The 25,254-nt window shown below is 71.1% G+C and carries 25 protein-coding genes and 1 riboswitch; of the genes, 10 read left to right on the forward strand and 15 right to left on the reverse strand.

Annotation, left to right across the window (positions count from 1 at the left end; all coding sequences use genetic code 11):
- Positions 1-12 precede the first annotated feature (12 nt).
- The 3 genes from J7E87_RS15445 to J7E87_RS15455 all read right to left on the reverse strand — a co-directional run bounded on the left by J7E87_RS15445 (position 13) and on the right by J7E87_RS15455 (position 1,644).
- Positions 13-492: a GNAT family N-acetyltransferase gene (locus J7E87_RS15445; RefSeq protein ID WP_215094178.1), complete on the reverse strand. Its 480-nt coding sequence runs from the start codon at positions 490-492 to the stop codon at positions 13-15.
- Between the two features lie 63 nt (positions 493-555).
- Positions 556-882, reverse strand: a complete 327-nt coding sequence (locus J7E87_RS15450; protein WP_215094181.1) for an antibiotic biosynthesis monooxygenase — start codon at positions 880-882, stop codon at positions 556-558.
- Between the two features lie 78 nt (positions 883-960).
- Positions 961-1,644 carry an O-methyltransferase gene (locus tag J7E87_RS15455; protein WP_215094183.1) on the reverse strand — a complete coding sequence of 228 codons (684 nt, stop codon included), beginning with the start codon at positions 1,642-1,644 and terminating at the stop codon, positions 961-963.
- Between the two features lie 237 nt (positions 1,645-1,881).
- On the opposite strand from J7E87_RS15455, the gene J7E87_RS15460 reads away from it, so the two are divergent.
- Positions 1,882-3,897 (forward strand): bifunctional glycosyltransferase 87/phosphatase PAP2 family protein, encoded by a 2,016-nt coding sequence (locus J7E87_RS15460; protein WP_215094185.1) that lies wholly within the window; start codon positions 1,882-1,884, stop codon positions 3,895-3,897.
- A 265-nt stretch (positions 3,898-4,162) separates the two neighbouring features.
- Here the strand turns inward: J7E87_RS15460 and J7E87_RS15465 are convergent, their stop codons facing one another.
- A complete protein-coding gene (locus J7E87_RS15465) occupies positions 4,163-4,828 on the reverse strand; it encodes a GNAT family N-acetyltransferase (protein WP_308312944.1) in 666 nt (221 codons plus the stop codon).
- Positions 4,829-5,089: 261 nt separating this feature from the next.
- Complete coding sequence (locus J7E87_RS15470) at positions 5,090-5,449, reverse strand: ATP-binding protein (protein WP_215094255.1); 360 nt, start codon at positions 5,447-5,449, stop codon at positions 5,090-5,092.
- Between the two features lie 119 nt (positions 5,450-5,568).
- Here J7E87_RS15470 and J7E87_RS15475 point away from each other — a divergent pair, with 119 nt between their 5' ends.
- Both J7E87_RS15475 and J7E87_RS15480 read left to right on the forward strand, forming a co-directional pair.
- Positions 5,569-6,402, forward strand: a complete 834-nt coding sequence (locus tag J7E87_RS15475) for a helix-turn-helix transcriptional regulator (RefSeq protein WP_215094189.1) — start codon at positions 5,569-5,571, stop codon at positions 6,400-6,402.
- Complete coding sequence (locus tag J7E87_RS15480) at positions 6,377-6,646, forward strand: DUF397 domain-containing protein (protein ID WP_215094191.1); 270 nt, start codon at positions 6,377-6,379, stop codon at positions 6,644-6,646. Before J7E87_RS15475 ends, J7E87_RS15480 begins: the two co-directional genes overlap by 26 nt.
- 102 nt (positions 6,647-6,748) lie before the next feature.
- Here the strand turns inward: J7E87_RS15480 and J7E87_RS15485 are convergent, their stop codons facing one another.
- Positions 6,749-7,507 carry a DUF4386 domain-containing protein gene (locus J7E87_RS15485; protein WP_251017473.1) on the reverse strand — a complete coding sequence of 253 codons (759 nt, stop codon included), beginning with the start codon at positions 7,505-7,507 and terminating at the stop codon, positions 6,749-6,751.
- A gap of 63 nt (positions 7,508-7,570) precedes the next feature.
- Here J7E87_RS15485 and J7E87_RS15490 point away from each other — a divergent pair, with 63 nt between their 5' ends.
- Positions 7,571-8,254: a TetR/AcrR family transcriptional regulator C-terminal domain-containing protein gene (locus J7E87_RS15490; RefSeq protein WP_215094193.1), complete on the forward strand. Its 684-nt coding sequence runs from the start codon at positions 7,571-7,573 to the stop codon at positions 8,252-8,254.
- A gap of 379 nt (positions 8,255-8,633) precedes the next feature.
- Here the strand turns inward: J7E87_RS15490 and J7E87_RS15495 are convergent, their stop codons facing one another.
- The gene (locus J7E87_RS15495) at positions 8,634-9,890 is read right to left on the reverse strand and encodes a cytochrome P450 (protein WP_285427336.1); all 1,257 of its coding nucleotides are present in this window, start codon (positions 9,888-9,890) and stop codon (positions 8,634-8,636) included.
- Positions 9,891-10,157: 267 nt separating this feature from the next.
- Between J7E87_RS15495 and J7E87_RS15500 the strand changes: the two genes are divergently transcribed.
- Positions 10,158-11,327 (forward strand): steroid 3-ketoacyl-CoA thiolase, encoded by a 1,170-nt coding sequence (locus tag J7E87_RS15500; protein WP_215094195.1) that lies wholly within the window; start codon positions 10,158-10,160, stop codon positions 11,325-11,327.
- A 98-nt stretch (positions 11,328-11,425) separates the two neighbouring features.
- Here the strand turns inward: J7E87_RS15500 and J7E87_RS15505 are convergent, their stop codons facing one another.
- From J7E87_RS15505 to J7E87_RS15535, 7 genes are all read right to left on the reverse strand, one after another.
- Positions 11,426-11,851, reverse strand: coding sequence for a transglycosylase SLT domain-containing protein (locus J7E87_RS15505; protein ID WP_308312945.1), 426 nt, complete (start codon positions 11,849-11,851; stop codon positions 11,426-11,428).
- Between the two features lie 315 nt (positions 11,852-12,166).
- Complete coding sequence (locus tag J7E87_RS15510) at positions 12,167-12,997, reverse strand: ECF transporter S component (RefSeq protein ID WP_215094197.1); 831 nt, start codon at positions 12,995-12,997, stop codon at positions 12,167-12,169.
- Entirely contained in the window at positions 12,994-14,856 is a 1,863-nt protein-coding gene (locus J7E87_RS15515) for an ABC transporter ATP-binding protein (RefSeq protein WP_215094199.1), read from the reverse strand. The genes J7E87_RS15510 and J7E87_RS15515 overlap by 4 nt, the downstream gene beginning before the upstream one ends.
- A complete protein-coding gene (locus J7E87_RS15520) occupies positions 14,853-16,052 on the reverse strand; it encodes an energy-coupling factor transporter transmembrane protein EcfT (RefSeq protein WP_251017505.1) in 1,200 nt (399 codons plus the stop codon). Before J7E87_RS15520 ends, J7E87_RS15515 begins: the two co-directional genes overlap by 4 nt.
- A gap of 290 nt (positions 16,053-16,342) precedes the next feature.
- On the reverse strand, positions 16,343-17,011 hold the full coding sequence (locus J7E87_RS15525) for an SCO2322 family protein (RefSeq protein ID WP_215094201.1): 669 nt from the start codon (positions 17,009-17,011) through the stop codon (positions 16,343-16,345).
- Positions 17,011-18,294 carry a prenyltransferase/squalene oxidase repeat-containing protein gene (locus J7E87_RS15530; RefSeq protein ID WP_215094203.1) on the reverse strand — a complete coding sequence of 428 codons (1,284 nt, stop codon included), beginning with the start codon at positions 18,292-18,294 and terminating at the stop codon, positions 17,011-17,013. Before J7E87_RS15530 ends, J7E87_RS15525 begins: the two co-directional genes overlap by 1 nt.
- Before the next feature lie 129 nt (positions 18,295-18,423).
- Positions 18,424-18,496, reverse strand: a riboswitch (cobalamin riboswitch).
- An 88-nt stretch (positions 18,497-18,584) separates the two neighbouring features.
- Positions 18,585-19,622, reverse strand: a complete 1,038-nt coding sequence (locus tag J7E87_RS15535) for an MBL fold metallo-hydrolase (protein WP_215094205.1) — start codon at positions 19,620-19,622, stop codon at positions 18,585-18,587.
- Positions 19,623-19,917: 295 nt separating this feature from the next.
- Here J7E87_RS15535 and J7E87_RS36470 point away from each other — a divergent pair, with 295 nt between their 5' ends.
- The 4 genes from J7E87_RS36470 to J7E87_RS15550 all read left to right on the forward strand — a co-directional run bounded on the left by J7E87_RS36470 (position 19,918) and on the right by J7E87_RS15550 (position 22,735).
- The gene (locus tag J7E87_RS36470; protein ID WP_374195179.1) at positions 19,918-19,992 is read left to right on the forward strand and encodes a 50S ribosomal protein bL37; all 75 of its coding nucleotides are present in this window, start codon (positions 19,918-19,920) and stop codon (positions 19,990-19,992) included.
- Between the two features lie 252 nt (positions 19,993-20,244).
- The gene (locus tag J7E87_RS15540; RefSeq protein WP_215094207.1) at positions 20,245-20,715 is read left to right on the forward strand and encodes a hypothetical protein; all 471 of its coding nucleotides are present in this window, start codon (positions 20,245-20,247) and stop codon (positions 20,713-20,715) included.
- 326 nt (positions 20,716-21,041) lie between these two features.
- The gene (locus J7E87_RS15545; RefSeq protein WP_215094209.1) at positions 21,042-22,502 is read left to right on the forward strand and encodes an aldehyde dehydrogenase; all 1,461 of its coding nucleotides are present in this window, start codon (positions 21,042-21,044) and stop codon (positions 22,500-22,502) included.
- Positions 22,502-22,735 (forward strand): ferredoxin, encoded by a 234-nt coding sequence (locus tag J7E87_RS15550; RefSeq protein WP_215094211.1) that lies wholly within the window; start codon positions 22,502-22,504, stop codon positions 22,733-22,735. The genes J7E87_RS15545 and J7E87_RS15550 overlap by 1 nt, the downstream gene beginning before the upstream one ends.
- A gap of 136 nt (positions 22,736-22,871) precedes the next feature.
- Here J7E87_RS15550 and J7E87_RS15555 read toward each other — a convergent pair whose 3' ends face one another.
- Positions 22,872-23,519: a TetR family transcriptional regulator gene (locus tag J7E87_RS15555; RefSeq protein WP_215094213.1), complete on the reverse strand. Its 648-nt coding sequence runs from the start codon at positions 23,517-23,519 to the stop codon at positions 22,872-22,874.
- Positions 23,520-23,719: 200 nt separating this feature from the next.
- Between J7E87_RS15555 and J7E87_RS15560 the strand changes: the two genes are divergently transcribed.
- Entirely contained in the window at positions 23,720-25,084 is a 1,365-nt protein-coding gene (locus J7E87_RS15560; RefSeq protein WP_215094215.1) for a glycosyltransferase family 4 protein, read from the forward strand.
- Positions 25,085-25,254 lie beyond the last annotated feature (170 nt).

Here is a 25,254-nt window from a genome sequence, read left to right on the forward strand (position 1 = left end):
CGCCGCTGCGCCTCACAGCTCCTTGCCGTACCAGATGTCCATGTACGGACCCGAGCAGTACGCCGGGATCTCGGCGTAGCCGTGCCGGACGTACAGCGTGCGTGCCTCGATCAGATCGAGCCGCGTATTGAGGACCATCCGCCGCGCGCCGAGCCCGCGGGCCTCCTCCTGAAGGGTCCGCAGCAGCAGCCCGGCGCCCTTCCTGCCGCGCAGGGCCGGCCGCAGATACACCCGCGTGAGTTCGGCGCGCTCGGCGTCCAGCATCAGGATGCCGCCGCAGGCCGCGGCCTTGCCCCCGTACCGACCGACGACGAACTGACCGGTGGGCGGCGTGAGTTGCTCGACACCGTCCCCGGCGAGCCCCTCGTCGATCTCCTGGGGGGTCGCGGGCCGCTTCCAGTAGCGGCTCGCGACCTCGTCGTAGTACTCACGGCGCAGGGCGTTCGCGTCGGGGGAGTCGAAGGCTTCGGGGGCCAGGGTCCAGGTCGTCATGCCGGTCTCTGTACCGGACGGCCAGCCCCGGCGGCCAGCGATTTTCCCGCGCTCAGTGCGCACTTACGCCTTCGGGGCGGCCTGCTGGACGACCTCGAAGGACCACAGCGTCGACCCGGTGGCGGCGGGCTTGGGACGCTCGCCGGCCTCGCCGCCTCCGCCCCCGTGCGAGGCCCGCATCGAGCCCTCCATCCAGGCCTGGAACGACGCCTCGTCGGCCCAGCGCGTGTAGACGAGGTACTGGTCGGTGCCTTCGAGCGGGCGCAGCAGCTCGAACCACTCGAAGCCGTCGGAGTTCTCCACCGAGCCCGCGCGGGCCGCGAAGCGCTTCTCCAGCACCTCGCGCTGCTCCTCGGGAACGGTCAGGACGTTGATCTTCACGATGCTCATGCGTCCCATCCTGCCGTACCGCGTACGTCCGCCCGCGGCCCCTCGGGCTATGACGCGCTCTCGGGCCACGACGCGCTCTCAGGCCACCACGCGCGCCAGCAGGAACCCGTCGTACCCCTTCGCGCCCACCGTCTGGACCGCCGTCGCGTCCAGCCGTGGCTCCCGCGCAAGCAGTTCGTACATCTGCCGGGTGCCGACGATCGCCGGGTCCGTGCTGTCGGCGTCCAGCACCGTGCCGCCCCGGATCGCGTTGTCGACGATGATCACGCTGCCGGGCCGGCTGAGCTTCAGCGCCCACTCCACGTAACTCGGGTTGTTCTGCTTGTCCGCGTCGATGAAGACCAGGTCGAACGTGCCCGCGCCCGGCTCCGTCGCCAGCTCCGGCAGCGTCTGAAGCGCCGCCCCCGTCCTGACCTCGGCGATCTTGTCGAGGCCGGCACGGGCGAGGTTCGCGCGGGCCACCTCCGCGTGGACCGGGTTGTATTCGAGGGAGATCAGCCGGCCGTTCTCGGGCAGCGCCCTGGCCAGCCAGATCGTGCTGTAGCCGCCCAGCGTCCCGATTTCGAGGATCGTGCGCGCGCCCTGCATCTGTGCCAGCAGAGACAGCAGTTTGCCCTGGTTCGGCGTGACCTGGATGGGCGGGAGGCCGGCTGCGTCGCTCGCCGCGAGGGCTGCGTTCAGAGCTTCGTCGGCGGGCGCGAGGTGGTCGGTGAGATAGCTGTCGACGGCGGTCCACCGGTCCTGGAACTGTTCCTGGGTCATACGCCCCAACCTATTTGAGCCGACGGGGCGGCGGCAGGTGAATCGGCGGCGGCTGAACCGGCCCGCGCTGCCGTGCCCGTACGCGCCGGATCTCGCAGTTCCGGCGCACTCCCGAAAGATATTCAGCCAAAACGGGGTGACAGTCAGGCTAAGAGGGGGTTGCCTGAGTCTCCTTCATGGAGCAATGCGAGGCTCTATGAACCAGGAACGCGGAACGTAGGGGAGGCGCGGCGCGACGTGGCGAACGCGGAGCACAGCGTGCGGGGGAGCGCGACGACGGACACCAGGATGGGCGCGGCCAGGGCCGCCCTGTGGCTTGTGGCCGCCGTACTCGCGATACGACAGACGGCGGCGGTGCTCCGGCAGCCGCCCGGGGAGCGGCTGACCGACCTGGAGACCTGGATCGGCGAGAACGGCGTCCTGCATGTGAAGGGCTCGCTGTACGACACCGACAAGTTCACCGGTACGCCCTTCGCCGGACTCGTGCTCAAACCACTGGCCCGCTCCGCGGAGCAAAGCCTCGGCGTCGCCTGGACCTTCGGCACGCTCCTGCTCGTCGTCGGCATCGGCCTGGTCGTCGCCCGAGCCCTGCCCGGCCCGGTCTCGCGCCGCAGCGGCCTGCTCGCCGCTCCCATCGCCATCAGCCTGCTGATGCTGTCGCTGCCCGTACGCAACAGCTTCTATCTCGGCCAGACCAGCATCATCCCGGTCCTGCTCGTCCTTCTCGGCTGCTTCGCCGTGCGCGGGGAGAGATCCTCGGGCGTACTGATAGGCCTCGGCGCGGCCCTTCAGCCCACCGTCCTCCTCTTCGCGCCGCTGCTCTGGTTCACCGGCCGCAAAAACGCCGCCGTCACCTCGGCCGGCACCTTCGCCGCCCTCTCGGCGCTCGCCTGGGCCGCGATGCCCGGCGACTCGTGGGCCTACTGGGTGCACCATGCCGCGGGCGCGGGCCTCGGCGCCCGCCCGGACAGCCTCGCCAACCAGTCCCTGCACGGAGCGTTGCTCCGCTTCGGCCTCCAGGGCCCGCTCGAGATAGCCCTGTACGTCGCCCTCGCCGCGGTCGTCTGCTGGTTCGGCCTGCGCCGCGCCGTCCGGTACGCCGAGGACGGCCAGCTCCTCCTCGCCGTCGCCCTCACCGGTTGCGTCGCCGTCGCGGTCTCGCCCACCGCCTGGCAGCACCAGCTCCTGTGGGTGCTCCTCGCCGTCGCCGGCCGCGTCGGAAAGCGCGCCTCCGACCGCATGCTCTGGCCGGTCCTGATCATCCTGGCGATGACCCTGCCCGGGAGGATGCTGCTGCCCAACATGGCGGTGCTCCACCCCGTACGCGACAATGTCCTGCTCATCGCCGCCCTCGCCGCGGCCTGCGCGGTGCCCTTCCTGCCGCGCACCTCGCCGTACTTCCGCCGGCCGGTCCCCACCGATTACGCGACGCCCGCCCCGGCCCGCTGGGCCCTGGTTCCGCTGCTGCCCTTCTGGCGGCGCGTCCTCAGCCGACCCAACCTGCTCCTCGAACTCCTCGTGATCCGGGTCGGCTACTCCGTCTACTCGCACATACGCGCCGCCGCGACCGGCGGCGTCACAGCGGCCGAGGAACACGGCCGCCAGATCATCTCCATGGAGCAGGCCCTCGGCCTCGACATCGAGCACTGGGTCAACCACGCGGTGGTGAACGCGAAGTGGGCCGAGGCCTTCTTCAACTTCTACTACACGTCCTTCCACTTCGTGGTCCCGCTGGCCATCCTCGGCGTCCTCTACGTCCGCCGCCCCGCCGACTACCGCTGGGCGCGCTCCTCGCTCGCCTTCGCCACGGTCCTCGCGCTCCTCGGCTTCTGGCTCTACCCGCTGGCCCCGCCGCGCCTGATGCCCGGCATGGACTTCATCGACACGGTCCACGGCCCGCAGGATCTCGCCAACCCCGACTACGGCGCGATGACCGCCGTCACCAACCAGTACGCGGCCATGCCCTCGCTGCACTTCGGCTGGTCCCTCTGGTGCGGTCTGGTCGTCCTCGTCATCGCGCCCAAGCTGTGGATGAAGCTCCTCGGCCTGCTCCACCCGCTCTTCACCGTCTGCGCGATCGTTGCCACGGCGAACCACTGGGTACTCGACGCGGCGGGCGGCGCGGCCGTGGTGGGCGCGGGCTTCGGCCTCACGTACGTACTGGCCGGCCGGCGCGATCTGCTGGTACCCAAGGGCGCGATCCCGCCCGCGCGGACGGAGTCCGCAGTCCCGGTCCCGGCCGTGCCCAAGTAGGAACGCGCGCCCCAGGGGGTACGGGTTGTGCCCGCACCCCCTGGGTTGGATCGCCGCGTTCAAGCCAGCATCCGCCCGGACCGCCGGTTCCGCCACTCGGGCCCGGCCCGCCCCGCGCGGCAGTTGGTGGCGGTCACCTCCGGGCGTGCAGAGGTCCGGCCGCCGGACCATGGAACGGCCGCGTCCGGACCCTGACAGTCAACGAGGCCCCGACCACCACATTGCTGCCGTTGCCACGGGCCGAGTCTCTGGAGGGCCGATTCGTCTACTCGGCTGGCTCGGCGATCAGCGCGGTGGCGACGCGTCGGAAGCCGACGCGGGCATAGATCCGGGCGACGTCATCGTCGCCTGCCGACAAGAAGACGGTCTCCACGCCTCGCGATCGGGCGTCGGCCACCAGCGCCGCGGTGACCGCGAGCCCAAGACCACGACGGCGTGCGCTGGGCAGTGTCCCGACACCGACGATCTCGCTGACCGCTCCGACCGGCTGATGCTGGCCCGCGCACAACGCCGCCCCGCCTTCCACCGCTGCTGCAACCGAAGTCAGACCCGCCCCGATCCGCGCCACCGTGCGGCCCACCGACCCGTCGCCTGCTCGGGCACGTACGGCTTCCGCCAGTTCGGTGACTCCCGCCAGGCCGACACCGGTTCCGGGCTCCGCGAAGGCAAGATGCGGCACGGCCAGTGCGCTCGCCAGCGCCGGATCGTCCGGACCTATGGTCCGCACCGACGAGCCGCCGGACAACTCGTCCGCAGCGGGCACCGGCGCGCCCGGGTCAAGCACCATCAAGGGGTGCTCGTGAACCACAAGCCCCGAGCCCTCGATCGCGGCCCGGAGCGCAGTCGTGGTCTCGGCGACCCACTCGAAACTCTCCGGAATCCCGAGTTCACGCTGCCGGGCGCGAACTCGGGCCACATCGGCGGCAGTCACCGCACCGGACCATCCCCGAGCCGGACGTGCGTAGAACGGCCACCCCTGACCTTCCCGCACGAACAGAGTCAGCGGCCCGAAGTCCTCGACACGGGCACCATGGCGTGGCACCGCGTCGTAGTACCTCTCAAGTCGGTCCAGAAGTACCCGGTCAGGGCGATCAAGATCCACAGAAGTCACGCGGGCATCCAAACACCAGGTCGCCGACGACCGCCACCTCATTACGACTCGGCTGCAATCACCCTCTGCGCGGACGATCAACTACCGGGCCAGCTCGAACCACACCGTTTTGCCCGGCCCGGGTCTTGTCTCCACGCCCCACTTGTCCACCACGGCATCCAGCAGAGCAAGCCCTCTGCCCGACTCCTCGTCCCCGCCCGCGTCGCGGGCCAGTGGCAGCCCGGGCGCGCGGTCGGAGACCTCGACCCGCAGGCCTCCCGGATACCGCAGGATCAGCAACCCGCAGTGCCGGCCGGGCACATGGCGTACGACATTGGCGAGCAACTCGGTCACGGCCAGCTCGGCGGCGTCGCTGAGTTCTGGCATGCCCCACACCCCGAGGTAGCTGCGGACGATCCGCCGGACGTGCCGCGCGGAGTGCTCGCCGACGGTGAAGCGCATGCCGTACTGGGAAAGTTCTTCGTTCACGGTACGAGCGTGGAGTGCGTTGACTACTCTCGGCTACGGGCCGGATACAACGTGCCCTGCCGTTGGCGGAGTTGAACGAGGGGATGCCCGCCGTGACCCACATCAACGTCCTCGACCCGAGCGCGTCGCCGCTGGACTACTACGGGTACGAGCTGCGGCGGTACCGCGAGGCGGCGGGGCTTACGCAGAAGCAGCTCGGCGGGATCATCAACTACACGGGGTCGCTGGTCGGCCAGATCGAGACGGCGCGGAAGCTGCCGACGGTGGAGTTCAGCGAGCGGGTGGATGTTGCGCTGGAGACCGACGGGATGCTCTCGCGGCTACTGGGCCTGGTGCTGCGCAGTCAACTCCCCGCGTGGTTTCAGCAGATCGCTGAGCTGGAGGCACGGGCCACGGAGATCTGCACGTTCCATACGCACTTGGTGCACGGGCTGCTGCAGACGGAGGCGTACGCGAGGGCGGTACTCGGCTCCATGGACCGGAGCAACCTGGAGGATCGAACAGCTGTCAGGTTGGCGCGGCAGCGCATCCTGGGAAAGGACGAGCCACCGGTGCTGTGGGCGATTCTCGGCGAGGCGGTGCTACACCAGGAGATCGGCGGCCGGGAGACCATGCGAGGCCAACTGGTCCATCTGTTGACCTCGGAGAAGGATCCGAGGGTCAACATCCAGGTGCTCCCGTACCGGGCCGGAGCCCACGCTGGGCTACAGGGTTCGTTCGACCTCTTCCACTTCCCGGGCGACCCGGCCATCGTCTACACAGAGGGCTATGGAATGGGGCACCCGACCGCCAACCCTGAGACAGTCAGGGACTGTTCGCTCCGTTACGATCACCTCCAAGCCGCAGCCATGTCCATCAAGGACTCGGCGGAGCTGATCCGGGATGTCATGGAGGAACGCTATGGGGAGCAGCACACAATGGCGTAAGTCGAGCTACAGCGGTGACCAGGGAGGCTCCTGCGTGGAGTGCGCCCCCCTCAACGGCGCCGCCTGGCGTAAGTCCAGCTACAGCGGCAGCACCGGCGGCGAATGCGTCGAGATCGCCGAGACCCCCCACACCGTCGCCGTACGCGACTCGAAGAATCCTTCCGGCCCCGCCCTCACCCTCGCCCCCGCATCCTTCGCGGCCTTCGTGTCCGCCGCCGCCCAGGGCGAGTTCATCCCCGCATGAAGCTCCGCAACGCCGTCGCCGCCACACCCCACCCACACGGTCCCGGCCGGGCAGCGCCGGCGCGTCGCCCCGGACGGCACCGCCATCAAGCTCGGGTCGGCCTCACGGACGGACACCTGCCGGATCAGCCACTTCTCCGTCTGCCCGGGACGCGGCGCCTGAGCCGGGCCCGAACCCCCTGACGATCAGCCACCCTGCCAGCCCCAGCTCCCAGGCGAACACCGGGAGCGCGGCGGCCGACCCCGCCACGGAGAGCTGCGCGTAGGCCCCGAACATCACGGCGACGGCCGAGGCGCAGATCAGCGGCCCGCCGACCAGCCCGAGCACGGCGATGAAGCGCGGCACGAGCCGGGCGCGGTACGCCAGGTACGCAAGCAGGACGGTGTTCAGGCCGAGGGCGATGTTGGGCCCGAGCAGGAACGTCCAGTCGTGCACGGCCGCCAGCGCGACGTCGGCGCCGGCCGCCGCCCCCGCGTCCCGCCGCAGGGTGACGAGCGCCAGGACGGCGACGATCCCGAGGGCGATGACGGCCGCCTCCAGCAGCCGCCCGAAGGCGTACCCGAGCGCGAGCCCCTCGCCGTGGCGCCGCAGGACGGGGAACAGCGCCGCCCCGCTACCGGCCACCGCCACCACCAGCACCACCTCGCAGAGCACCCCGAGCAGCGCCCGCGTGTCGGCGCCCTGCGCGAGCCGGCCGTCCGCCGCGCTCAGCAGGGGGTGGTACAGAACCGCCCCGGCTATCGCGGCGGCCTCGGTCAGCAGGAACAGCGACCCGGCGGCCACCGCGGTTCTCCGGTCCGGACTCATCTTCTCGTACCCCTCGCTCGGTGGTGGTGTACGCCGTACACCTGGCAGCACCATAGGTGTACGGCGTACACTCGTCAAGGAGAGGGTGCTGTCGAGGGCGGAAGGGGCCGAACCGGAATGACCCGGCAGGAAGCCAGGCACACGCAACGGATCCCCCTGAACAGGGACCGCGTCCTGCGCGCCGCCGTCGCGCTCGCCGACGCCACCGGCATCGACGCGCTCAGCATGCGCAGGCTCGCGCAGGAGCTGGACGTCGTACCGATGGCCCTCTACAAGCACGTGGCCAACAAGGAGGAACTGCTCGACGGCATGGCCGACGCCGTCGTCGGCGAGATCGACCCGCCGGCCGCGGGCCCCGACTGGCAGCGCGTGGTCCGCGGGCGGATCCTCTCGGCGCGGCGGGTCCTGCTGCGCCACCCCTGGGCGGCCCGGGTCATCGAGTCGCGGACCGGCCCCACCCCGGCCGTGCTGGCGTACCTGGACTCGATGGCCGGGAGCTTCCGGGACGGCGGCCTCTCCGCCGACCTCACGCACCACGTCATGCACGCGATGGGCAGCCGCCTGCTCGGCTTCAGCCAGGAACTGTTCGACACCTCGGGCCCCTCCGGCCCGCCGGACCCCGGGCTGGCGGCGCGCTACCCGCACATCGCGGAACTGGCCGCGACGGCCGCACACGACGGGGGCTCCACGGTCGGTGGCGGCTGCGACGACCAGTTCGAGTTCGAATTCGCCCTGGACCTCCTCCTGGACGGCTTCGAAAGCCTCCGCCGCCAGGGCTGGACGTCCGCGCGGAAGGCGTAGCGGGTGCGGGGGGCGGGGGCTGATCCAGCGTCGAAGGGGGGAGGGAAACCCAGCCGAGCCGGGGCCAGTGGTTGCGCGCGGGCCCGCGTGCGCTCGGCGCCGTTCCCACGCGGATCCGGCAACACTCAGGCTCCCGGGCCGCGCGACGATCCCGGAGAGCAGGTACGCCCCGGACTCCGTCCGGATGGCGTGTTACGTCGGACTGAGCGGCGGCCACGACGAGTGCGTGTCCGGCCTGACCGCGGGCGGCGTGACCGACGGGACCGCGGTGTCCGCCTGCCGGGTGGCGCCCAAGTAGAAGCCCCTCTGGCCGACGTCCCGGCGGGAGGCAGGAGCCGGGCGTGGGTGGGTTGGCCCCCGCCTCCCACGGCATCGCAGGTCAGCCGTGCGTGACCTGGAGTTCCTTGATGCCGTTCAGCCAGGCCGAGCGCAGCCGGCGCGGGTCGCCCGAGAGGCGCAGGTCGGGCAGGACGTCGGCTATCGCGTTGAAGATCAGGTTGATCTCCATCACCGCGAGGGACTTGCCGAGGCAGAAGTGCGGGCCTCCGCCGCCGAAGCCGAGGTGGGGGTTCGGGTCGCGGGTGATGTTGAACTGCTCGGGCGCTTCGAAGACTTCGGGATCGTTGTTGGCGGATGAGTAGAAGAGGCCGACCCGGTCGCCCTTCTTGATCTGCTGACCGCCGAGTTCCACGTCCTGGGTCGCGGTGCGCTGGAAGGAGACGACCGGCGTCGCCCAGCGCACGATCTCCTCCGCCGCGGTCTCCGGCCGGTCCCGTTTGTAGAGCTCCCACTGCTCGGGGTGCGTGAGAAACGCGTGCATGCCGTGGCTGATGGCGTTACGCGTCGTCTCATTGCCCGCGACCGCGAGCAGGATCACGAAGAAGCCGAACTCGTCGTTGGACAGGTTGCCTTCGTCCCCGGCAGCGACCAACTGGCTGACGATGTCCTTCGCCGGACACTCCTTGCGGGCGGCGGCCAGGTTCATCGAGTACGAGACGATCTCCATCGCCGCCTCGGCGCCGATCTCTTCGGTGATCGCGTACTCGGGATCGTCGTACGCCGCCATCTTGTTGGACCAGTCGAAGATCTTGGCGCGGTCCTCCTGCGGTACGCCGATGAGTTCGGCGATGGCCTGGAGGGGGAGTTCGACGGCGATGTTGGTGACGAAGTCGAAGCTGCCGTCGTCCTTCGCGCCGGCGAGCGCGGTCTCGACGATGCTGCGGGCGCGCGAGCGGAGGGCGTTCTCCAGGGACCGGACGGCGCGCGGAGTGAAGCCGCGCTGCACGATCTGGCGGACGCGGGTGTGCTCGGGCGGGTCCATGTTGAGCATGATCAGCTTCTGGACCTCGATCTGGTCACGGCTGATGGACTCGTTGAAGCGGATCACGGCGGTGTTGGTGTTGGAGGAGAACACTTCGGGGTGGGTGGAGACGTGCTTGACGTCGGCGTGCCGGGTGACGGCCCAGTAGCCCTCGTCCTGGAAGCCGGAGATGCCGGCGGGCTGTGCGCACCACCAGACCGGGGCGGTCTGCCGCATCCGGGCGAATTCCGGGTGGGGGATGCGGGCTTGGAGCAGGTCGGGATCGGTGAAGTCGAACCCTTCGGGCAGATGGGGGCAGTCCTTCGGCAGCTTCAAGGTCAACTCCAGGTCTGGCGGGGGTGTCGGTGACAGCGGCGACTTGTCTGACTACCCATCAGAAGTTGACCGAAAGGTAGTAACGAGTTCTATAAGTGGCAAGGGTCGTGGCGGTATCTGTTGCGGCCAGGGGTCGCGCCAAGGGCGTGCAGGGCCCTTGCGTACCGGGGGTAGCACTCGTGAGACTGCACAGAGAACTAGAACGCGTACTAGTTCGGCCGCAGGGCGCCGGGACGCTCAGCGGCTGTGTGAGGAGAGGACGAGCTCATGGCCGCGGAACCCGTCATCGTTGAAGCCGTACGCACACCCATCGGCAAGCGCGGAGGAGCGCTCGCCAATCTGCACCCCGCCTATTCACTGGGCGAGACCTACCGTGAACTCCTAGGCCGCACCGGCATCCACGCCGACTGCGTCGAGCAGGTGGTGGGCGGCACGGTCACCCACGCCGGCGAACAGTCCATGAACCCTGCGCGGAACGCGTGGCTGGCGATGGGGCTGCCGTACGAGACGGCGGCGACGACGGTGGACTGCCAGTGCGGGTCGTCGCAGCAGGCGAGCCACGTGGTCGCGAACATGATCGCGGCCGGGGTCATCGACGTCGGGATCAGCTGCGGGGTCGAGGCCATGTCTCGGGTGCCGCTGGGGAGCGGGTCCAAGCACGGGCCGGGGAAACCGTTCCCCGACGAGTGGAATGTGGACCTGCCCAACCAGTTCGAGGCGGCGGAGCGTATCGCGCGCAACCGCGGTCTCACGCGCGAACGGGTCGACTCGCTGGGACTGTTGTCCCAGGAGCGGGCGGCGGTGGCGTGGGCGGAGGAGCGCTTCAAGCGCGAGACGTTCGCGGTGCAGGTGCCGACGACGGAGGAGGAGCAGGCCGCGGGTCAGGGCATGTGGCGGCTCGTCGACCGGGACGAAGGGCTGCGGGACACGAGCATGGAGGCGCTGGCGAAGCTGAAGCCGGTCATGCCGACGGCGGTGCACACGGCCGGGAACTCGTCACAGATCTCGGACGGTTCGGCGGCGATCATGTGGGCGTCGAAGCGGATGGCGCGGGCGCTGAAGCTGAAGCCGCGGGCTCGTATCGTCGCGCAGGCGCTGGTCGGGGCGGACCCGCACTATCACCTGGACGGCCCGATCGACGCGACGCGCGCGGTGCTGGGCAAGGTGGGGATGTCGCTGAAGGACATCGACCTGGTCGAGATCAACGAAGCGTTCGCGTCGGTGGTGCTCAGCTGGGCGCAGGTCTTCGAGCAGGACCTGGAGAAGGTCAACGTCAACGGGGGCGCGATCGCGATCGGGCATCCGGTGGGGGCGACGGGGGCGCGGCTGATCACGACGGCGCTGCATGAACTGGAGCGCAGGGACAAGGAGTTCGCGCTGGTGACGATGTGTGCGGGTGGGGCGCTGGCGACGGGCACGATCATTCAGCGGCTGTAAGCCGTGTGCCGGGGCTCCGCCCCCGGGCCCCGCGCCTCAATCGCCGGCGAGGCTTGGTTCGGGGTCTGGGGCGGAGCCGCCCCAGGGGGTGGGCCGGATCAGTACCAGCCCTGCGCCTGCCAGGACGCCCACGCGCCGCACGGGCTGCCGTAGCGCTCCTTCATGTAGTCCAGACCCCACTTGATCTGCGTCTTGGGGTTGGTCTTCCAGTCCGCGCCAGCGGAGGCCATCTTGCCGCCCGGCAGCGCCTGGACCAGGCCGTACGCACCGCTGGACGGGTTGGCCGCGTTCACGTCCCAGTTGCTCTCGTGCGACACGATCTTGCTGAAGCACTCGAACTGCGTGGCGTCACCGATCATCTTCTGGGCGATCGCCTTGGGGGAGCCGGAGGGTGCCGCGGGAGCCTCGGCGGCACCGGCCGGGTTGGCGCCGAGCACCATGGCGGCGGAGCTCACCACGAGCGCGGTGCCGACAAGGGCCGACTTCGGGCGGTTGGCGAAGCGGCTGATGATCGAGCGAGACACAGAGAAACCTAACGTCGGGTGCAGGGCGGTCGGGCCGGCATGCCGAATCTCGTTTGCACGAGGGGGAATCCGGCCGCCTGAAGGGCGCGATGAGCTCGGGGACGAGCACGGGGCGCCTTGCGACTGGATCAGTTTTAGCGAGCCGCTCTGGCCGCCGCAACGACCCTTGTTACTAGTGGGGCTCGCACCTGGGGTGAACCGCACAGGGGCTTGACAGGCACTGTTCGTACAGGTCAGGGCGTGGATGAGTGGTTTTGTCCGGGTTCCTCATGCCTACTATTTCGCGTCGTACACGCCGAAGGTCTGTGGGGCGTCTCACCCCGGAGGGACACTCTCAGGGGTCTGAAATGTGACCTGTGCCTCGAAGTTGGCGCGTCGGGTGGCTCGGCGCAGCGCCTTGAGGAGGGTCGAACCGATGGTGAGGATCAGTACGACGGTGAGGACCGCGCGGCCCAGGTCCCAGCCGAACGAGGTCGCCGCGCAGTAGGCGAGGAAGCGGACCAGGTTCTCGTGGACGGGATCGCCGGGGTGGAAGGAGACGCCGGAGGAGAGGCCGCCGATGTACGTCCAGCCCTGGAGGTTCATCACGGTGCCGTAGGCGAACGCGGCGACGGCTCCGTACGCGCCGAGCATGAGCAGCTCCGCGCGGCCGCGCAGCCGGTCCGGGCCCGGCAGGAGTCCCGCGCCCATCGTGAACCAGCCCATGGACAGCATCTGGAACGGCATCCACGGGCCCACACCACCGGTGAGCAGGGCGGACGCGAACATCGTGACCGAGCCGAGCACGAAGCCGAAGCCCGGGCCGAGGACCCGGCCGCTCAGCACCATCAGGAAGAACATGGGCTCCAGGCCCGCGGTGCCCGCGCCGAGCGGGCGAAGGGCGGCCCCGACCGCGGCCAGCACGCCGAGCATCGCCACGGCCTTGGCGTCCATCCCGGTGTCGGCGATCGTCGCGACGACGACGGCCACGAGGAGCGGGAGCAGCGCGGCGAAGAGCCAGGGAGCGTCGGCCGAGTGGGCGAGCCCGGAGTCGCACTCGGCGAGCAGCGGCCAGCCGAAGGCGATGACGCCGATCGCGCTGATCAGGGCGAGGGCGGCGATGGAGCGGGGGCCGAGGCGTACGGCACGGGCCTGCGGCGTGGTCACAGCGCCTCCCGGACCTGGGCGACGGTCAGCCACTGCCGCGGGGCCAGGATCTTGGCGACCTGCGGCGCGAAGGCGGGGGAGGAGACGACGACCTCGGGGGTCGGGCCGTCCGCGAGGATCTCGCCGTCGGCGAGGATCACCACCCGGTGCGCGAGCTCGGCCACCAGCTCCACGTCGTGGGTGGCCAGGACGATGGCGTGCCCTTCGGCGGCAAGGGCCTTGAGGATGCCGACGAGGCGGGCCTTCGCCGCGTAGTCCAGACCACGGGTCGGCTCGTCGAGGAGTAGCAGCGGGGGCCGGCCGGTGAGCACGACTGCCAGCGCCAGCGCGAGGCGCTGCCCCTCGGAGAGGTCGCGGGGGTGGGTCGCGTCCGGTACGCCCGGCAGCAGCTCGCTGACCAGGGCCCGGCAGGAGCCGGGGGCGGCGTTCGCATCGGCGTCCGCGGCCGCGCACTCGGCGCCCACCGTGTCCGCGTAGAGCAGATCGCGCGGCTCCTGCGGGACGAGGCCGACCTGGCGGATCAGCTCGCGCGGGTGGGTGCGGTGGGGGGTGCGGCCGCCGACGAGGACGGTGCCGGAGGTGGGCTGGATCATGCCGACGAGGGCGGCGAGGAGGGTGGACTTTCCGGCGCCGTTGCGGCCCATCAGGGCGATGGTCTCGCCGGGGGCGACGCAGAGGGTGACGTGGCAGAGGGCCTCGATGCGGTCGCGGCGGACGCCGAGCGCGCGCGTTTCGGCGAGCGGCCCGTCCGAGCCGGGGCTCCGCCCCGGACCCCGCGCCTCAATCTCCCCCAGACTTCGTCCGGGGGGACCCCCAGGGGCTGTATTGCGCCGCGCCGTTGCTGGGGCTCCGCCCCAGACCCCGCGCCTCAATCGCCGGCGGGGCTGGATTTTGCCGCCCGCCGGACGGAAAAATCCAGCCCGTCCGGCGATTGAGGACACGGCCGAAGTCCGTACTGGGGGTCCCCCCACGCCCGCAGGGCGTAGGGGGCGGGTCTGGGGCGGAGCCCCGGTAACGGGAACGGGCGGCACGGGGGAAAGATCCGCCAGGCGGTCCCGCAACGCACCCGCCCGACGCCGCGCATCCCGTACCGACAGCGGCAGCGGGTCCCAGCCCGCCAGCCGGCCCAGCGCCACTACCGGCGGATGCACCGCCGAGACCGCCATGATCTCCGCCGGCGACCCGATCACCGGCGGTGTCCCGGGCGCGGGCAGCAGCAGGACCTGGTCCGCGTACTGCACGACCCGCTCCAGGCGGTGCTCGGCCATCAGGACCGTCGTGCCCAGGTCGTGGACCAGCCGCTGCAGCACCGCCAGCACCTCCTCCGCCGCAGCCGGGTCCAGCGCGGACGTCGGCTCGTCGAGCACCAGGACCTTCGGGTGCGGCGTGAGCACCGAACCGATCGCGACCCGCTGCTGCTGACCGCCGGAGAGCGTGGCGATCGGGCGGTCGCGCAGCTCGGCCAGGCCGAGCAGGTCGAGGGTCTCCTCGACGCGGCGGCGCATCACCTCGGGTGCGAGGCCCAACGACTCCATGCCGTACGCCAGCTCGTCCTCGACGGTGTCGGTGACGAAGTGGGCGAGCGGGTCCTGGCCCACCGTGCCGACGAGATCGGCGAGTTCGCGGGGCTTGTGGGTGCGGGTGTCGCGGCCGTCGACGGTGACGCGGCCGCGCAGAGTGCCGCCGGTGAAGTGCGGGACGAGCCCGGACACGGTGCCGAGCAGCGTGGACTTGCCGGCGCCGGACGGGCCGACGAGGAGCACCAACTCGCCTTCGGGGACGGTCAGATCGACGCCGCGGATCGCGGGCGCGTCGGCGTCGTCGCCGTACGTCACCGATACGTCTTCGAAGCGGATCACGGGGTCTCCTTCGAGGGGAGCGGGGCCACGAAGGCGGGGAGCAGGCCGATCAGGACGCTCGCGGCCGGCCACAGCGGCAGCGTCGGCGCGATCAGCGGTACGACGCCGGGGTGCAGCGCCTCCGGTGCGTACGTACCCGCCCTGATCAGCAGCGCGGCGACGGCCGCGCCGGAGCCCGCGACCAGCCAGGAGCGCGGGCCGAAGCGGTCGGGGCGGTAGCGGGTGCGTACCGAGCGGCGGCCGCCGAGCCGCAGGCCCGCGAGTGCGGCGAGCAGCCCTGCGATCAGGAGCGGCAGGCCGTACGCCGCGCCCGCCGCGGCCAGGAGTCCGTACGAACCCGCGCAGACCCCGAGGAGCCCGCCGAGGGTGAGAACGGTCGTCGTCCTGCGTACGGCGGGCGGGACCTGGGCAGTGCGCCCGTATCCGCGCGCGTCCATCGAGGCGGCCAGCGCGACGGAGCGCTCCAACGCGCCCTCCAGGACGGGCAGTCCGATCTGCGCGATCGCCTTGATGCCGCCGGTGGGGCGGCCGCGCAGACGCCGGGCGGTACGCAGGCGTACGACGTCGGCGACCATGTTCGGCGCGAACGTCATGGCGACGACGACGGCGACGCCGACCTCGTAAAGGGCGCCCGGCAGCGACTTGAGCAGCCGCGCCGGATTCGCGAGGGCATTCGCGGCGCCCACGCAGATCAGCAGGGTCGCCAGCTTGGCACCGTCGTACAGAGCGAACACCAACTGCTCGGCCGCGACCCGGCCACCTATGCGTACGCCCTTCGCCCAGTCGGGCAGCGGCACTTCGGGCAGCGTGAACAGGGTGTGGGTACCCGGGATCGGGGAGCCGAGGAAGACCGAGAAGAGCAGCCGGACGACGAGCACGGCGAGGCCGAGCTTGACGAAGGCGCCGTACGAGCGGGCCCAGGGGGCATCCGTGCGGCGGGCGGCGACGACGTATCCGGCGACGCCGACGAGGAGGCCGAGGAGGAGTGGGTTGGTGGTCCGGGACGCGGCGGTGGCGAGCCCGAGGGCCCACAGCCACCAGGCACCGGCGTGGACGGCGTTGCTCCGACTCGCCCGGGGCGCCCGGAGCCGGAGCCTGCGGGTCGCCTCCGGCGCGGGGGTACGGCGCGCGGGTTCCGGGGAGGTCGCCGGGACCGGCGGCCGGGTTCGCCCGCGAGGCCACCCACCGGACAGCAGCCGCCAACGCCCCCTGGCCCAGGGCGACGACGGACCCGGTATCGGGCCCGTCGGGCTGGACTCCTCGGGGGCGGGCTCGGGCTCGGGGTCGGGGTCGGCGGCGTCCGGGCCGCTGTCCAGTGGCCCGGTGATTGCCGCCGATCCCACGCGGGGACCACCCTGCACGGCCACTCCCCACCGGGACGGGACGGCCGCGGGCGCGGGCGCGTCGGAGCTTGCCGCCGGGGCCTTCGCGGCTTCCCCGAGAAACCAGCCGCGGACAGCAGCCGCCAACGCCCCCAGCCCCGCGCTCATCGCGGACCGGAGTACCTGCGGCGGCGGGACTGCCACACGGCCGCCGCGCCCAGCGCGAGGATCGCCGCGAGGCCGGCGACGATGCCGATCGACGGGCCGCTGTCGTCGCCGGCGTCTGCCTTGGGCGCGGCCGGGGGATTGGGCTTCGACGTGGCTCCGCCTGCCGCGACCTGCTCGCCGCAGCCCGTCTTGGGATAGCTGGAGATCGCGCAGAGCAGCGCCTGGCTGTTGTACCGCAGCGGCTTCGCCACCTCCGCCAGCGCCTCCGCGGTCGTCGCGTTCTGCCGCACGCGCGCGCACGCCACCCGGGACGCCGGGGGCGTCTCGCCCGACGGGGCATCCGCCCGCGTGCCCGAGTCGATGACGAGCGCGATCCGCTTCTCGCCCGGCTTCGGCCGCGTAACGCCGCAGATCGCCTCGAAGTCGGGAGCCGTACGCGGCTGCGCCGAATCCCCGCTGTCCTCGCTCACCGAGAAGCGGAAGCCGCTCACCGAGCCGTCCGCGGGCTTCGCCGTCGCCGGGCCCTCGGTCGCGTACGCCCAAGTGCCGCCGCTGCTCTGCCAGAACGACCAGTAGCGGTAGCCGGCCGCCTGCGCGGGCCCCGCGCCCAGCACCGTCAGTGCGGTGCCGAGCGCGAGGACCAGGGCGAGCAGTCGCGTACGCATCACCGCTGCTGGTTCCTGCGGCGGCCGCTGAGCAGTATGCCCGCGCCGATGCTGGCGACGAAGAACGCGCCGACGATCCACCACACTCCGGCGCCCGAGCCGGAGTCCTTGTTCTCGGCGTTCTCGGCGTTTTCGCTGTTCTCGGACTCCTTGGCGGACCTGTCAGCAGACGCCGCGGGCTTCTCCGGGGCCGGGCCCGTCGCGTTCAAGCCCGCCACCAGGTCCATGCCGCCGAAGCTCTTCGGGTCCGCGCCGGCCGCGTGCGCGGCCAGAATCAGCTGCGCGTACGCCGCCGGGCCCGACTCCTTCGCCCAGGCCGCGGAGTTCTGCCGCAGCCACGCGAGCGGCTTCTTCGCCTCGTCGCCCAGGCCCTGCGCGGCCAGCGCGACGACCGCGTCCGCCGTGTTGCCGAAGTCCGGCTTCTCGGCCGGGTCCTTCGCGCCGGGCATGGGCGGAGTGTTGAGGTGGCCGGTCTTGGCGAGCGCGGTCGCGAGATACACCGCGCCGTTGTGCGCCGCGCCCTCGACGGTCGTCGACTTCTCGCAGGCTGTGCCGTTGGCGCGCTTCGCGTCCTTCGCGCCCGCGGTCACGACAAGACCCTTGCCGCTCGCGCCGAGCACCGCGGCCGCGGTGGAGTCGGCGACGATCCCCGGCTGCTTCGGCTGGAAGACGAACGCGCCGCCGTCCTTCCCGCCGCACGGCTGCGCGAACGTCAGCAGTGCGTCGTACGGCGTCTTGCCGCCCTTCGACTTCACCGCGTCCGGCTTCGCGGCCGCCGCCGCGAGCGCGCCTATCACTATGGAGGTGGAGTTCGCGTCGCTGGCCCCGCCCGGGTTGTAGCTCCAGCCGCCGTCGGCGTTCTGGACGGACTTCAGCCAGCCGACCGTCTTGTTCACGGTGGCGTCCTGCCCGCCGAGTGCGGCGAGCGCCTGCACGGCGACCGCGCTCGCGTTGGAGTCCAGCGGCAGCTTCGCGTCGCACGGCTTGGTCGCGTCGGCGCGGTACGAGGGGAAGGCCCCGCTGTCGCACTGCTGCCCGGTCAGCCAGCCCACGGCCTTCGCGGCGGGCTTGACGCCGACGGTGTCCTGCGCGAGCAGGGCGAGCGACTGCCGCCAGACGCCGTCGTAGGTCGGGTCGCCCGTGCCGTACAGGCCGGACGGCGGCACGGCGGAGGGGGTCGGGACCGGCGCTGCGATCGCGACCGGTGCGGCGGCCGAGGTGATGGCCATGCCGAGTACGGCTGAGGCGGCGAGCGTTGCGGCGCTGCGGCGAACGGTGGTCATGGCGGGCTGGGCCTCTCCTGCGGGAGCCGGGCACAGGCACGCTGAGGCACCAGGGCTCGGCTCCGTATGCCTCGACGGTGCCTGCCACCGGCGGTTCCGGTGACAATGAGCCGGTCACGACCGCGTACGGGGCATTCCGACTCACCGCCTGCGACGGCGGCTCACGGCTGCGGGTCAGTGCCGGATTTACACCGGCTTCCCCCCGTACGGGCATGATGACGACTCGCTCACTCTACCGGCCGGTCATCGACGCGCTGTGGGTGGATGCCGGGGACAGTATCCGGCCAAGATCACACGGCCAGATACGTCGTGGGCTCGCTGCCCGACAGCACCTCCGCGAGCCCCAGCTTCACCAGCCTGCGCAGATGGGCCTCCGCCTCAGAGACCGCGATGTTCCGTGATCCGTAGGGAATCTGCTCCCATGGCCGGTTCCACTCCATCTGCTCGGCGACCTGCCAGGGAGTGAGCGGCTCGGCCAGAAGGGCGAGCAGGCCGGTGAGGCGCTCCTCGTGGTGGGCGAGCAACTCCCGCACCCGGGAGGCCGCGTCGGGGAAGGCGTACTGGTGCGCCGGGAGCACTTCGGCCGGGTCGAGGCGGCCCACCCGCTCCAGAGAGTCGAGGTAGTCGCCGAGGGGGTCGGTGACGGTGGTGTCGTCCGGGTCCTCGTACAGGCCGATGTGCGGGGTGATCTCGGGCAGGAGGTGGTCGCCGGAGAAGAGCCGGCCGTTGCCCGGCCGGTTCGCCGGGTGGGTCTCCTCCAGGTGGAGGCAGACGTGGCCAGGGGTGTGGCCCGGGGTCCAGATGGCGCGCAGCCGCCGGCCCGCCAGGTCGAGGAGCTCGCCGGGGACGATCTCCCGGTCGGGCAGGGCCGCGCGCAGCCCCGGCAGCGTACGAGTCCGGCCCGAGGCGCGGGCCGCGCGCAGCGGCTCGATGTGCTCGTCGGGGGCACCCGCCCGGGTGAGCTTGTCCGTCAAGTACTCGAGCCAGAGGCCGGGTTCGGCGTCGCGGGTGCGGCGTACCACCGTGCTGTCGGCGGCATGCATCGCGATCCACGCACCGGACGCGTCGCGCACCTGCCCGGACAGGCCGTGGTGGTCCGGGTGATGGTGGGTGATGACGACGCCGTGGATGGCGGTGACGGAGACACCGAGCGAGCTGAGACCGGCGGTGAGGGTGTCCCAGGACGTCGGGTCGTCCCAGCCGGTGTCGATGAGGACGGGGCCGCGGTCGGTGTCGAGCAGGTGGACCAGGGTGTGACCGAGGGGGTTGTCCGGGATGGGCACCTCGATGGACCAGACGCCGCCGCCGTGGTCGGTCACCTGAGTCATGAGGCTCTCATCTCTCTTCGGCGGCACGGCCATTGCTCACTATAACTAGAACTGGTTTCAATAGTCGCCCAAGTCGACTGCCGCTCCGGAGGAGTTGGCTGACCTGCGGCGATGTGTCGCTGTCCAGGGCCTCGACGGTCCGGGCCCTGCGCGGCCCCGCCGGTCTGAGGGCGGCGTCCCCCGGGGTGGTGGGTGCCGGTGGAGGCGCTGTGGCCCGCGGCACCGCTGATGCGGGCGCCCTGGGCCGAATCTAGACTGGCGAGGTGCGGAAAGTTCCGTATTAGGGAGATATGCCATGGCCAAGCGAGGGAACAAGCGACGCGCCCGCAGGAAGAAGAAGGCCAATCACGGCAAGCGTCCCAACGCCTGAACCGACCGAGCGCACGGGAGCCGGCCGGCCGTCGCCCGCGGCAACCGTGCCCTGGACGGCGAGACCCGCCGGCCCCCCCCGCCTCCGCGGTCGAGACTGTGGGGAAACACGAGCTCGTACCGGCGTACTACCTGATGGCCGCCTGAGCCATCTGCACCTGCGCCGTCCCCGGGGGTGGCACCACGGCGACGGGTGCCCGACTGACAGTCGAGGGCTTGAGACGAAGGGCAGTCGCTCACGTACGCTTCGGTTGTGAACTGGGCTTCTCTCATCAGCGCAGTGCTGGGTGCAGGCATCGGCATTACATCAACGCTGTTGGTCGACCAGGCTCGTTGGCGCCGCGACAGTCACGAACGACTTCGAACGGAGCGACGCGAGGTCTACAACGCGTATCTCACTGCTCTGTCGCGTACGCGAAACGGCCTTCGCGAGGCTGCCAGATTGCCGCAGGAGGCCCGAGCGGAGCAGGCCCGCGAGGCGTTCCACACCGGAGGCGCCTATGAGTTGCGAATACAGATGACGATCACGGCGCCCGGTGATCTGACCGCTCGGTCCGAGGTCGCGTACAGATCTCTGCGTGCTCTGCGAAACGAGATTGAGAGAGGCGCATCCCATCAGGACGAGGAGTATGCCCAGAGGCGTGAGGCGTACGAGATCGCGCTCGGTGCGCTGAGACGAGAAATGCGGACAGATCTAGGAGTCGACACAACATCGGATCACTGAGGCGCCATTGCCTCGCAGTGTTGGGCGGCGGACGGTGTCACCAACCACCGCCTGGTAAGCCCAGTAGTGATCTCCGAGGCGTTCACGCTGCTCGTCCCGCCTGCGCGGGGCGCCGCACCGGCGGGCCGGCGTCGACCATATGCGCGGGAAGGTGGGGAAGCACCCCACGGCCCTGTGTAGGCCCTTGCGCGGCTCAAGCCGCCCCCCGACCCCGCGGGAAGCCACTGGTCGGGGCTCTTTCGTTGCCGGCATTGCTCCCTGTAACTAGAACTGATATCAGTTCTGAAACAGTGTCAGAAAGCGCCGGGCAGCGGGAGGCAGCAGCCATGACCGAGCTTGTTGAACACGGAAAGCTGTTCATCGGCGGGGAGTTGACCGACCCCCTCGGCGACGACGTGATCGAGGTCGTCTCGCCGCACACCGAGCAGGTCATCGGGCGCGTTCCGCACGCCTCCCGCGCGGACGTCGACCGGGCGGTGGCCGCCGCCCGTAAGGCATTCGACGAAGGGCCCTGGCCGCGGGCGACGCTGGATGAGCGCATCGCGGTGGTGAGCCGGATCAAGGACGCGATCGCCGTGCGGCACGAGGAGATCGCCCGCTCCATCAGCTCGCAGAACGGCTCCCCGTACTCATGGAGCGTCCTCGCCCAGGCGCTCGGCGCGATGATGGTGTGGGACTGCGCGATCACGGTCGCGCGGGACTATCCGCACGAGGAGCGGCGGGCCGGAGTGCTCGGGCCGATCCTCGTACGACGGGAGCCGGTGGGCGTCGTCGCGGCCGTCGTGCCGTGGAACGTCCCGCAGTTCACGGCCGCCGCCAAGCTGGGGCCGGCGCTGCTGGCCGGCTGCACCGTGGTGCTCAAGCCCTCGCCCGAGTCGCCCCTCGACTCGTACATCCTCGGCGAGATCGCCAAGGAGGCCGGGCTGCCGGAGGGCGTCCTGTCGATCCTGCCCGCCGACCGGGAGGTGAGCGAGTACCTGGTCGGGCACCCCGGCGTCGACAAGGTGTCCTTCACGGGGTCGGTCGGTGCGGGCAGGCGGGTCATGGAGGTCGCCTCTCGCAATCTCACCCGCGTCACGCTGGAGTTGGGCGGCAAGTCCGCGGCGGTGATCCTGCCGGACGCGGATCTGGAGTCAACGGTCGCCGGGATCGTGCCCGCCGCGTGGATGAACAACGGGCAGGCGTGCGTGGCCCAGACCCGCATCCTCGCGCCGCGCAGCCGCTACGACGAGATCGCCGAGGCGTTCGCGGCGGCGGCCTCCGCGCTGGTGGTGGGCGACCCGCTCGACGCGGCGACGCAGGTCGGGCCGCTGGTGGCCAGGCGCCAGCAGCAGCGCTCACTCGACTTCATCAGGATCGGCCAGGAGGAAGGCGCCAAGATTCTCACCGGTGGCGGGCGTCCGGCCGGTCTGGAGCGGGGCTGGTACGTCGAGCCGACGCTCTTCGGCGGGGTCGACAACGCGATGCGCATCGCCCGGGAGGAGATCTTCGGGCCGGTGATCTGTCTGCTGCCGTACGGGGACGAGAGCGAGGCGGCGAAGATCGCGAACGACTCCGACTACGGGCTCAGCGGCAGCGTCTGGACCGCGGACGTCGAGCGGGGCGTCGATTTCGCGCGGCGCGTCAGAACTGGGACATACAACGTCAATACGTTCAGTCTCGATATGCTCGGGCCGTTCGGGGGCTATAAGAACTCGGGCCTTGGGCGGGAGTTCGGGCCCGAGGGGTACGCCTCGTACCTGGAGCACAAGATGATCCACCTGCCGACCGGGTACGGGAGTGAGTGATGGGTGACCGCTGGCACGTCGAGGTCGACCGGAGCGTGTGCATCGGCTCGGGCATGTGTGTGAGCCACGCTCCGGACGGGTTCGCGCTGGACTCGGCACGGCAGTCGCATCCGCAGACCGCCGACACCGACGCCAATGAGCAGATCCTGGCGGCGGCGGAGAACTGTCCGGTGGAGGCGATCGCGATCAGGCTGCTGGAGAGCGGGGAGCCGGTCTTTCCGCCGGAGGACTAGGGGCTGCGGCGGGTGCGTTGTGCCACCCGCCGCTTCCCGGAACCGGGGGCTTCGCCCCCGGACCTGCGGTCCTCAAGCGCCGGACGGGCTGGAAGATCCTGTCCTCAAGCGCCGGTCGGGCTCGATATCCAGCCCCTCAAGCGCCGGGCGGGACGGCCTTTCCCGCCCCTCCCGGCTGAGTCCCGGTCAGGTCGATCAGGCGGCACACCGTCTCGATGTCGATCTTCACCTGGGCGATCGACGCCCGGCCCGACAGCCAGGTGATCAGCGCCGAGTGCCAGGTGTGCTCGATCACGCGGACCGCGGAGAGCTGCTCCGGCGTCGGGTTCTCCAGACCCATCGCGTCCAGGATGATCGCCGTCGTCTGCCGGGACACCGTGTCCACTTCGGGGCTCACGCTGCGGTCCGCGAAGGTCAGCGCCCGCACCATCGCGTCCGCGAGCTGCGGCTCCCGCTGCAGCGCGCGGAACGCCCGCATCAGCGTCTCGGCGACCCGCTCCGCCGCGCTGTCCCCGGCCGGGGGCCGCTTGCGCAGCGTCGTGTGCATGTGCTGGAGCTGGTCCTGCATGGTGGCGACCAGCAGATGGATCTTGGAGGGGAAGTAGCGGTAGAGCGTGCCGAGCGCGACGGACGAGGATTCGGCGACCTCGCGCATCTGCACCGCGTCGAAGCCGCCCCGGCTGGCCAGCTGCGCGCTGGCGTGCAGGATGCGACGCCGGCGCGCCTCCTGGCGTTCTGTCAGGGGCGAGGACGCCGGCCCCGCGGACTTGGCTTCCGCTTTCATGTGTCCCGTTCCACGCGCGAGTCCGGATCGCACAGCATGGCAGCGTGCCCGTCGTGGCGCGAATCACCTGATCCGGCCCTCACAGCGGCGGCTACCTGCGGGTAGATTCGAAGCTCCTTGAACGATCAAGTCTGTAACTTGTTCTAGATTAGCGCGAGCGGTTACGCTCCGGCGAAAACGCAGTGAGAAGGGGGCCGTGCGTGACCGCTGAGGCCATAGAGGCCGGCCCTCGTTCGGGCCCGTCCGGGGCGTCGTCCAGGCGCCCGTCCGGCGGTGACGGTCCGCTGCGCATCGCGCTCCTCACCTACAAGGGCAACCCCTTCTGCGGCGGTCAGGGCGTCTATGTCCGGCACCTTTCGCGCGAGCTCGCCCGGCTCGGCCACAGCGTCGAGGTGATCGGCGCGCAGCCCTATCCCGTACTGGACGAAGGCGTGCCGCTCACCGAGCTGGGCAGCCTGGACCTTTACCGGAGCCCGGACCCGTTCCGTACGCCGAAGCCCGGCGAGTACCGCGACTGGATCGACGCGGTCGAGGTCGCGACGATGTGGACCGGCGGCTTCCCCGAACCACTGACCTTCTCGCTCCGCGCCCGGCGCCATCTGGCAGCGCGGCGCGGGCAGTTCGACGTCATCCATGACAACCAGACGCTCGGGTACGGGCTGCTGGCCGACCTCGGTGCGCCGCTGGTCACCACCATCCACCACCCGATCACGGTCGACCGTCAGTTGGAGCTGGACGCGGCGGACGGCTGGCGGCGACGGGCGTCGGTGCGGCGCTGGTACGGCTTCACGCGGATGCAGAAGCGGGTGGCCCGGCGGCTGCCGTCCGTGCTGACCGTCTCCGGCTCCTCGCAGCAGGAGATCGTGGACCACCTCGGTGTGCGGCGCGATCGCGTCCACGTCGTGCACATCGGGGCCGATACGGAACTGTGGTCGCCCGACCCGGCGGTGGCGGAGGTACCCGGCCGGATCGTCACCACGTCCAGCGCGGACGTCCCGCTGAAGGGCCTCGTGCACCTGGTCGAGGCGCTGGCGAAGCTCCGCACGGAGAACCCCGCCGCGCATCTCGTCGTCGTCGGCAAGCGCGCGGAGGACGGGCCGGTCGCGCAGCTCATCGAGCGGTACGGGCTCGAGGACGCGGTCGAGTTCGTCAAGGGGATCACGGACGCGGAACTGGTCGACCTGGTACGGAGCGCGCAGATCGCATGCGTGCCGTCGCTGTACGAGGGCTTCTCGCTGCCCGCGGCGGAGGCGATGGCGACGGGGACACCGCTCGTCGCCACGACCGGGGGTGCGATTCCGGAGGTGGCCGGGCCGGACGGGCAGACGTGCCTGGCGGTGCCACCGGGTGACGCGGGGGCACTGGCGGCGGCGCTGGGCCGGCTGCTGGGCGATCCCGAGCTGCGTGTACGGCTGGGGGCGGCGGGCCGGGAGCGGGTGCTGGCCCGGTTCACCTGGCGCCAGGCGGCGATCGGCACGGCTGACCACTACCGCGAGGCGATCGCGTCCAGGCAGACCTCAGTCCGCTCCGCGGCCCCGTCTCCCGCCCGTTCCGCGGCCGCGTGAGTTCCCCGATGACCCGCCCCGCCCGCCAAGCCCACCAGGCCCGCCAAGTCCTGACCGCCGGCCGCACCGTGGCCGAAAGGGGTGCCCCGGTGACAGGGCACCAGCCGGCCGCCCGCGTCCAGTGCTCCGGCCCCCGGGCCGCCCGCCGCCGCGTGGCACAACGTATTGTC

The sequence above is a fragment of the Streptomyces sp. ISL-1 genome (genome assembly GCF_018614585.1).
GTDB lineage: Bacteria > Actinomycetota > Actinomycetes > Streptomycetales > Streptomycetaceae > Streptomyces > Streptomyces maoxianensis.